Below are 8,803 nucleotides of genomic sequence, written 5' to 3'. Positions count from 1 at the left end.
GAATTCCAAATAGTTCTAATATTTCAATAGGATTTTTAATATAGATTATCCATTGAGTTTGAATATTTGTTCTTTGAAACTTATAATAGCGAGATCCCGATTCAAAGGCAACAATAAAAAAACAATTAGCTAGTAACGATATTGTCGGTGCAATTTGCCAGAGTATTTGCTTATTATAATATTTAATATAAGCCGTTATAAAATAAAGAGCGATTAAAATAAAAATACTAATACTTTGATTAGTTTTATTTTTAAAATCACTTATTTTCTTTGAATTTTCTCGATCGGCAATCCAAAAATTAAGAATAAATCCACACAGAAAAACATCTAAATTTAATGCAATGGGGACATAAACATATTTGACAAAAGCGATCGCATCTTCAGGCGGGGGCAATTGAGCTTGAATGACTTGCCAAATACTGTAACGAAGAATTAGCGATCCCAAAATTAGGGTTGCGGCAAACCCTAAAATACTTTTTCGATCGCGCAACCGCCGTTTGAGATAGCTAAAGAGAAACGGAACTAAAAAATAAAACTGAATTTCTGTCGAAAGCGACCATAATGCCCCATTAAAACCGACCGGTAATACTTGATGGTACGTGAACGTACATAATCGCAGCAAATATATCCAATTTTGAGGTCGTAAAATATCGGGATAAACGAATAAACTTAAAACTAAAATGGCAAAATAATATAACGGAAAAACTCTTAAAGCCCGATTGCGCCAAAATCGAAGTATGCCTTTAAAATCTATCTTGTAGCGTTGGGTATAGAAAACTTTCCCCATCAAATATCCAGACAAACAAAAAAATATGCGAACGGCAACACCTCCGGCGGCAAACAATAACCAACTCAAATCATAGTTGCCATAAATTAAAGATTCTCTCGGTGCATTGCAATGGGCGACGATGACAACCAGGCAGGCTACGCCCCGCAAAGCCAGTAACGCATCCACAGTAGGAGGCGTTTGAGTGGGTTGATTCACCATCGCGCGAAAACGGATAAAATAAACAACAGCATTTTCGATCGCCGAGTTTTCCCCAACTGAGATCGGGGACTTTGAGAAACCGATAGATAAACCGATAAAGGTTTCTCATCTAAGTCAAGTCACATCATCTCATAATCTCTCAACGTAATATGGTACAGTTCGGGGAATAAAGCAGTTGGTGAGAAAATGGTGCAATCTCTAAATGAGGCAATCGAATTATCGATTGTTTTACCCTGTCTGAATGAAGTTCAAACGCTACCCATTTGTATTCAAAAAGCGAGGGAAGCGATCGCAAAGCTTCACTTAAAAGGAGAAATTATCGTTGCCGATAATGGTTCGACCGATGGTTCTCAAGAACTAGCCGTAGCGTTAGGGGCAAGAGTGATTCAAGTGCCCGTTCGCGGATATGGCGCAGCCCTTACCTGGGGCATTCGCTACGCCAGAGGAGAATATATCGCGATCGGCGATGCCGATGATTCTTATGATTTTCGCGAAGCCGTACCCATGGTCGAAAAACTGATGTTGGGTTACCAAATGGTTGTGGGAACGCGCTTGAAAGGAGAAATTTATCCGGGGGCGATGCCTTGGAAGAATCGATATCTCGGCACGCCAATTTTAACTCAAATTGTCAATCTTTTATATGGCGCTTCTTTCTCCGATGTTAACTGCGGAATGCGGGCATTTTCCAAACGAGCTTTTCTCGATATGTATGTCGAGTCCTTCGGCATGGAATTTGCTTCGGAAATGTTAGTTAAAGCTTCCGTTTTACGACTCAAAACAACGGAAGTTCCGATTACTTTATATCGCGATGGTCGCAATCGACCGCCTCACTTACAACCTTGGTCTGATGGCTGGCGACACCTCAAATATATCTTGCTATTTGCCCCGCGATTCATATACGGCTTGCCGGGAGGAATCTTGCTGGCGATCGGTATTATTTTAGCATCGCTCTTAAATCTAACGCCGGGCGGTCAGTCGGTTTATGTGGGAAGTTTTTGGTTTAACGATCATTGGATCGTTGTTGCTGCATTATGTTGCTTGTTAGGCTACGAACTGTTGCTAACGGGATTTCTCGCACATTTATATACCCTAACCCATCGAATTCGACGGCGATCGCGCTGGATGGATTTTTTAGTGAAAACTATTAAAATAGAGCAAATTCTTCTGTTTTCATTCGTGACTTTAGCCATTGGAGTGGGATTTGAATTTTCGGTAATCGAGTCTTGGATTGACGGTCAGTTTGGTCCTTTGAATGCCATTCGTCCGGCGGTGACGGGAATGATCCTAATTTTAATGAGTACTCAAACGCTATTTAGCGGTTTATTTTATGCCGTTCTTTCAGACAAATACAAACATCGATCGATGTTTAAATTAGAGCCGATTAAAACGAGTCAAAAATTTCCTGTTTCCCACAAGTAAAGTCGTTCCCGGCAAGAACTGAACACCTGATAATTATCTCTAAGAAATCTTTGATAAGTCGATCTTTAGTTTTCAATCGGTGTAAAATAATCTGTGGCGATCGTCCAAAACTTGCATCAAAAATTAGTAATGAATCGGCGAGTTAACGTACTTGTCGATCGACTTTCTGGTTTTATCCCCGAGACTCAACCTTTGCAAGGATTAGATGTGGGTTGCGGTAGTGGAGAAATCGCATATTGGCTGACCCAAAAGCGATCGAATATTAACTTGCAAGGGGTGGATGTACTGGTTCGTTCTCAAACCCAAATTCCCGTTCGCGAGTTTGACGGGTTAACGTTGCCATTTCCCAACAAACACTTCGATTTTGTGATGTTAGTTGATGTGCTGCATCATACAGAATACCCAGAGAAGTTGATGGCAGAATGCGCGAGAGTTACCCGTCAATTTCTCCTCATAAAAGACCATTACTGTAATGGATGGTGGGATAATGCGCGCTTGCGATTGATGGACTGGGTAGGAAATTGCAGTTATGGCGTTGCATTACCTTACAATTACCAGTCAACTTCCCAGTGGCAAGCGTTGTACGATCGCGAACAACTCATAACAGAGAAAACACTGACTCAACTTCATCTCTATCCACCACCGGTGGGTTATCTTTTCGATAGTAATCTACACTTCATCTCTCGTTTACAAAGAGAAGAATATATTGAAATTTGAATGGGAGAAAAGCGATTGACTCAGACACAAGAATTTAACTATTTTAGCGATCGCATTTCTATATTCGATCGACTGCGAATGCAAGCCTCGCTGAAAGTTCGCCGGCAAATGTACGATTGGTTTATTCGTCAAACCGGTGGTGTGGCTGGGAAAACCGTACTCGATTTCGGCGCGACACCCGATACATCCCGTGCGGATAGTAACTGTTTTCTTCGCTGGTTGCTAGAAGATGGCGCGCGAGTTTATGCTACCTCTCCAGAAGAGATCGCGAGTTTAGAAAGGATATTTCCCGGTTTGAAAACGATTACTTTTCCACCGGAGAAAAGCCAGTGTTTCGATTTCGTTATTTCCTCCGCCGTCATCGAACACGTCGGTTCCGAAGACCGGCAAATTGAGTACGTTCGAGATTTACTCCAATTATCCGATCGTATTTTGCTGACCACCCCCAATCGCTACCACTGGTTGGATTTTCATACCAAATTACCGCTTTTGCACTGGCTACCCAAAGATCGACATCGGCAAATTTTAAATTTGCTGGGTTTGAAATTTTGGGCAAAAGAAGAAAACTTAAATCTGTTATCGAAAACCGATTTAGTCCGCATTTTAGATCGAATCTCAACAACCCATTTGCCAGGGAAAAAGCTGACTCTGAGTTGGTATCAGCCTAAATTTTTAGGAAAGGTTTCCAACTTTGCGATCCTCATTCAATCGGTTTGGGTTTAGACGGTATACTTTACAAAAAATACCAGTCTAAGGGCGATCTAAATTTAGTAACAGTAATAAATCAAATCGCCGTACCCGCCCCAAACTCCTCGCACTTAGGTGAGAAGAGTGGAAATGAGACTGTAGGCAGTTACGATCGCGTCAATACCATCGTCTCTCTTCCAAAACCGTTTCCCCAAAACTATTCCCCGTGACTGCAAAACATTCAGCATCTCCCAACGCAACCACTTCCACTGTATCTAGACCCGAGTCGAGTTCTTCACTGGGGGCAACTCTAACCCGTTGGTTGTGGTCTTGGTTCGGACTCGCGATCGCATTAATGACCTCTGCCACCCTTGGGGGGATTGCGGCGTGGATGTTTCCCCCATCGCCCAAAACCTTCGTACAGCCGGAGGTCTCCTGGAACAACGGCTTTGGCTACCAACTATCCCAGCCGATGCAGGTTCTAATTCTGGGAGTTGAACCCCCGCCAGAACTACCCGAAGACTCTCCCGAACGATTTTCCGGTCGCAGCGACACCATTTTACTCCTACGCTTCGACCCCCTCGATGCCTCGGTGAGTTTACTCTCGATTCCCCGCGATACCCTCGTCGAGATTCCGGGGATCGGTTTTTCCAAAGCCAATACGGCGAATTACGACGGCGGCATCGACTTAGCGAAAGACACCTTTGAGAACTTGCTGGCTGATGTTCCCATCCATCGTTACGTACGCATCGATACGGCGGCTTTGGTAGAGTTGGTGGATTTGCTGGGGGGAGTTGAGGTGTTCGTTCCCGAAGCGATGTCCTATACCGATATCGCCGGGCAACTCAAAATCGACCTTTCCTCCGGATGGCAAATCCTCGATGGGGAACAAGACGAACAGTTCTCCCGCTTTCGCCAGGGGGCTTATGGGGATGTGGGACGGGTACAGCGACAGCAAGAGTTGATGGCTGCGATTCGATCGCGATTGACAAATCCGACGGTTCTGCCGCGACTGCCGGAAGTGATTCGGGTTATCCAAAAATATATCGATACCGATCTGAGTTTGCCCGAAATGATGGCATTGGTGAATTTCGGCTTGCAACTGGACAGTCAGGCACTGAAAATGGTGATGCTGCCCGGTGAGTTTGGCGATTCCTACGACTACGATACGGGGTATTGGATTGCTGACAACGGGGGGCGAGATCGTATTGTTGAGGGATATTTCGGGCAGTCTACAGGTCGCCGAGAAAGACCGATTCGATCGCGATCGCGTAACTCCTGGGAATCTACCGCCCCATCTTTCCGAATTGCCATCCAAAATACCACGACCGATGCCACCGCCGTCGATCGCTTCCAAAAGGAATTAGAACAATTGGGATTTGAGGATACCTACGTTGCCCCAGATTGGTCGGATACTCAACGCCAGACTCAAATTATCATCCAGAAAGGACATCTCAATGGGGCGAAGTTTCTGCAAGAAAGTTTGGGATTTGGCGAAATTGTCACTATGTCTACGGGGGATTTGGATTCTGATTTGACGATTCGGATTGGGGAAGATTGGCAACTCGATCGTTGAGCATTCTTTTCCGATTTTCTTGTCAATGCACTTCTTACTCATTACTTCTTATTCGTTCCTGAAAAAATTTTCAGGGTTTGCGATCGCGATCTCATCGATCTTCGTGTTATCGCTAACCTTAAGATTTTGGGGATTGGAACGATTTAATACGTTGGTTTTCGATGAGGTTTATTACGCCAAGTTTGCGGTGAATTACCTCAACGGTACGGAAGTATTCGATGCCCATCCTCCGTTAGGTAAATATATTATTGCTGTGGGAATTTGGCTATCGCAATTGTTCGCCTTCCAAAATACCAACGATCTAACGGGTCAAGTTCTTTCTCCCATCAGTTACCGATGGATGAACGCACTGGTCGGTTCTTGCATCCCAATTGTCGTGGCTGGTATTGCTTACCAATTGAGCGATCGCCGCAGTTATGCTGTTCTAGCAGGCTTTTTTTGCGCGATCGATGGCTTCTTTCTGGTGGAATCTCGGTACGCACTGATTAATATTTATTTAGTCTTTTTCGGATTACTCGGTCAGTGGCTATTTTTAATTTCTCTCAGGTTGAAAAACGATCGGAAAGCCCTCATCTCGATCGGGGCGGGAATTTGTTTCGGGGCTTCAGTTTCCGTTAAATGGAATGGATTAGGATTTTTACTCGGTATTTATCTGGTTTATTCGATCGCTCGACTCGTCAAGTATCTAGACTTAAAAGAAAACATCACAATCGAAGCGAATTTAAAGAAAAGTTGGTTTAAAAATATTGCTAATTTAAAATTAATTCATCTCGTCCTGAATCTAGCTTTCATTCCAGCGATTATCTACTTGTTGATATGGATACCACACCTACAACTGAATCCAACAGAAACCTTTTGGAGCGTACATCAAAAAATCTTGTCTTACCATCAAACTGGTGTCGGAACCGGTGCCCAAGTTCACCCCTACTGTTCCCGATGGTATACCTGGCCCTTGATGCTGCGTCCAATGTCGTACTTTTACGATCGCTCGACCCAAAACGATATTCATTCAATTTTGCCTCCCTTGCCGACCTATTTTAACGAAGGTATTTACGACGTTCACTTAATGGGAAACCCGATTTTATGGTGGTTGAGTGGCGGAGCGATTTCGATTCTAATTTTGTGGGGGTTGACGGAAGTATTACCGAGCGTTTTCTCAAGTCGATCGCAATTATCCCGAGCGAACAGTTTTTTGATTCCGCTTTATCTATTGACAAACTATTTTGCCAACTTTTTACCTTGGATTCTCGTCCGACGCTGCACGTTTATTTATCTGTATATGAGTGCCTTTATCTTTTCAATTTTAGCCTTTTCATGGCTTGTCGATCGCTGGTTGAACTGCGATCGTCTCTCCCACAAAATTTGGGCGATGAGTACTATTTTGATTAGCGTATTTGCATTTATTTTTTGGTTACCGGTTTACTTAGGTTTACCGTTATCGATCGAGCAATTTAATCTGAGAATGCTGTTGAAGTCTTGGATTTAATTCTGTTTTGTATAGCAGTCCGTGCCCTTTTCGTTACAAGTTTTGCGGGTTCGGAAAGGGGGAATGGGGGGATGAATTCGGAAGTCGGAATTCGGAAGTCGGGAAGGGGGAATGGGGAGTGGAAAAAGCCGGTTTCATCGAGCGTGTAAATAAACGGATGACGAAGCGCTATAATGCTCGATCGAAATCGAGGATTGTTACTGCGATCGTACAACTCTTGAAAACGTGAAAACGAAATTTACATTTTTCAAAGATATATAGCAACCGCCTTGACGGTTAGGACGGTTAGGACGGTTAGGACGGTTAGGACGGTTAGGACAATTAAGACAATTGTGTAATCTTCTCGAAATATTGTCTCCTCAGCCTCCCGTGCCCACAGTTACTTGTGTCCTAACCGATGTAGCAACTGCAATATAAGGCATCAAAACGATCGCCAACATAACCCAATGGAAACTCAACTCAAGTCGATCGCTTAATGCTCGAAGATCCCTTGATATTGCAACAAATCTAACGATACATGAACGGGAATACATTCAAAACATTGCTGTGCGAGTTCCCAGCGTTCCTCTCTTTGCAGCATCGCGATTAACGTTTGGCGCGCGCTTAGCAGATATCGCACGTCATTTGCCGCATAGTCGAGTTGCTTATCCGATAAATTTGCTGCATTTCCCCAATCGGAACTCTGGGCGCGTTTGTCCAATTCGACCCCTTCAAGTTCGGCAATCAAGGATTTTAAGCCATGTTGGGATGTATAAGTTCTCGCCAGTTTACTCGCAATCTTCGTGCAGAATAGAGGCGCAACCTGAATGCCGAGATGGTAGCGCAGAGTTGCCACATCGAAGCGGGCAAAATGAAAGACCTTGGCGATTTCGCTTGCTTCCATCAATTTTTTCAAATTCGGTGCCGACCTTTGTCCTCGGGCAATGCGAATGGCGCTAACGTAACCATCCGGGTCGCATAGCTGCACCAAACACAGACGATCTCGCTGGGGTAGCAATCCCATCGTTTCGGTATCGACGGCGATCGCATCGGCAGCGAGATATCGATCGAGGGTTTCGTTAGATAAGTCGCAATCGCAAACTTGAAAATTGTCCATAGATAATGGCTAGCGATCGATGGTCTGGGAAGAGGGCAAAGTATTTCAATATTCACATTTTAGGTCAATCTGAGAATCGATCGCTCACATACGCAGGCTCCCGACGATAACGGCTATCGGCTGCGAACGAAAAGCTGGGTAAAGTAGTATTCACCTTGGCTGTTTTGGGCGATACCAATACCCGTTAAGTTGTAATCCCCTTCAATATTTTCCAAGTGACCGGGACTTTCGAGCCATCCTTCAAAGGCTTGAGTGGCTGGGTCGCCGTAACCTTGGTTGTAGGCGACATTTTCTGCGACCCCCTGCAAACTCACCAACTCGCCGAGAGCCTCCGCACGCTCTTCAAATCCATCATGACTGAACGCTATTTGGCCCGAAGCCATATTCTCAGAATGACTGCGAGCGATTTCGCTCATTTGCGGGTCGAGGGCGAAAGTTGGGAGACCTTGACTCTGTCGATATTGGTTGACCTTCTCGTGGACGGACTCTTCAAGCTCGGTAAACGTTCCCGCAGCGACAGGTATCGATTGAGGAGGCGGCGAAATGGGGGCAGAAACGCCGACATCCGAAACTTCGCAACCCGCCACGCTCACAAGGGCGAATAATCCTAAAAACAGGCGATCGAACATGAGATTAATTGCTCCAAATCGAGATAGATTGGGGGAGACCCCCTGTCGGATCGGGTTGCGAGATCGCGCCCCACGCGGTATTGACAAACCAACAATGACAGACAGCGGACACCATTGCGCCCCTGCGATCGCCCCGTTGTACCAGAGCTGTGGCACAGTGCTAGTTGCCGCCGTCCATCAACCCCAAACTTTTTGCCACCGTTTG

The 8,803-nt window shown here is 44.9% G+C and carries 9 protein-coding genes; 5 read left to right on the top strand and 4 right to left on the bottom strand.

Features of this window, described 5'->3' with window-relative positions; genetic code table 11:
* Positions 1–985 (bottom strand): acyltransferase family protein (locus IQ235_RS11410; RefSeq protein WP_264321588.1); only part of this gene is annotated, 985 nt, incomplete at its 3' end.
* Positions 986–1,174: 189 nt separating this feature from the next.
* Between IQ235_RS11410 and IQ235_RS11405 the strand changes: the two genes are divergently transcribed.
* The 3 genes from IQ235_RS11405 to IQ235_RS11395 all read left to right on the top strand — a co-directional run bounded on the left by IQ235_RS11405 (position 1,175) and on the right by IQ235_RS11395 (position 3,847).
* Positions 1,175–2,407: a glycosyltransferase family 2 protein gene (locus tag IQ235_RS11405; protein WP_264321587.1), complete on the top strand. Its 1,233-nt coding sequence runs from the start codon at positions 1,175–1,177 to the stop codon at positions 2,405–2,407.
* Positions 2,408–2,536: 129 nt separating this feature from the next.
* Complete coding sequence (locus tag IQ235_RS11400) at positions 2,537–3,124, top strand: class I SAM-dependent methyltransferase (RefSeq protein WP_264321586.1); 588 nt, start codon at positions 2,537–2,539, stop codon at positions 3,122–3,124.
* Positions 3,125–3,139: 15 nt separating this feature from the next.
* Positions 3,140–3,847, top strand: coding sequence for a class I SAM-dependent methyltransferase (locus IQ235_RS11395; RefSeq protein ID WP_264321585.1), 708 nt, complete (start codon positions 3,140–3,142; stop codon positions 3,845–3,847).
* A 141-nt stretch (positions 3,848–3,988) separates the two neighbouring features.
* Here IQ235_RS11395 and IQ235_RS11390 read toward each other — a convergent pair whose 3' ends face one another.
* Positions 3,989–4,180 carry a hypothetical protein gene (locus tag IQ235_RS11390; RefSeq protein ID WP_264321584.1) on the bottom strand — a complete coding sequence of 64 codons (192 nt, stop codon included), beginning with the start codon at positions 4,178–4,180 and terminating at the stop codon, positions 3,989–3,991.
* On the opposite strand from IQ235_RS11390, the gene IQ235_RS11385 reads away from it, so the two are divergent.
* Both IQ235_RS11385 and IQ235_RS11380 read left to right on the top strand, forming a co-directional pair.
* Complete coding sequence (locus IQ235_RS11385) at positions 4,167–5,387, top strand: LCP family protein (protein ID WP_264321583.1); 1,221 nt, start codon at positions 4,167–4,169, stop codon at positions 5,385–5,387. The genes IQ235_RS11390 and IQ235_RS11385 overlap by 14 nt on opposite strands.
* Positions 5,388–5,490: 103 nt before the next feature.
* The gene (locus tag IQ235_RS11380) at positions 5,491–6,873 is read left to right on the top strand and encodes a dolichyl-phosphate-mannose--protein mannosyltransferase (protein WP_264321582.1); all 1,383 of its coding nucleotides are present in this window, start codon (positions 5,491–5,493) and stop codon (positions 6,871–6,873) included.
* Positions 6,874–7,345: 472 nt separating this feature from the next.
* Here the strand turns inward: IQ235_RS11380 and IQ235_RS11375 are convergent, their stop codons facing one another.
* The gene (locus tag IQ235_RS11375) at positions 7,346–7,969 is read right to left on the bottom strand and encodes a ribonuclease D (protein ID WP_264321581.1); all 624 of its coding nucleotides are present in this window, start codon (positions 7,967–7,969) and stop codon (positions 7,346–7,348) included.
* Positions 7,970–8,082: 113 nt separating this feature from the next.
* Complete coding sequence (locus tag IQ235_RS11370) at positions 8,083–8,598, bottom strand: CAP domain-containing protein (RefSeq protein WP_264321580.1); 516 nt, start codon at positions 8,596–8,598, stop codon at positions 8,083–8,085.
* Positions 8,599–8,803: the final 205 nt, after the last annotated feature.

It is taken from the genome of Zarconia navalis LEGE 11467 (assembly GCF_015207075.1).
Lineage (GTDB): Bacteria > Cyanobacteriota > Cyanobacteriia > Cyanobacteriales > Geitlerinemataceae > Zarconia > Zarconia navalis.
The sequence above is the reverse complement of the archived record's forward strand: the minus strand, read 5'-3'. Positions and strand labels throughout refer to the sequence as shown.

What these genes read in the sequence shown, in the direction of transcription:
- IQ235_RS11405 (WP_264321587.1), top strand. Translation starts at nt 1,175, where the DNA reads ATGGTGCAATCTCTAAATGAGGCAATCGAATTATCGATTGTTTTACCC.
- IQ235_RS11400 (WP_264321586.1), top strand. Translation starts at nt 2,537, where the DNA reads ATGAATCGGCGAGTTAACGTACTTGTCGATCGACTTTCTGGTTTTATC.
- IQ235_RS11385 (WP_264321583.1), top strand. Translation starts at nt 4,167, where the DNA reads ATGACCTCTGCCACCCTTGGGGGGATTGCGGCGTGGATGTTTCCCCCA.
- IQ235_RS11375 (WP_264321581.1), bottom strand. Translation starts at nt 7,969, where the DNA reads ATGGACAATTTTCAAGTTTGCGATTGCGACTTATCTAACGAAACCCTC.
- IQ235_RS11370 (WP_264321580.1), bottom strand. Translation starts at nt 8,598, where the DNA reads ATGTTCGATCGCCTGTTTTTAGGATTATTCGCCCTTGTGAGCGTGGCG.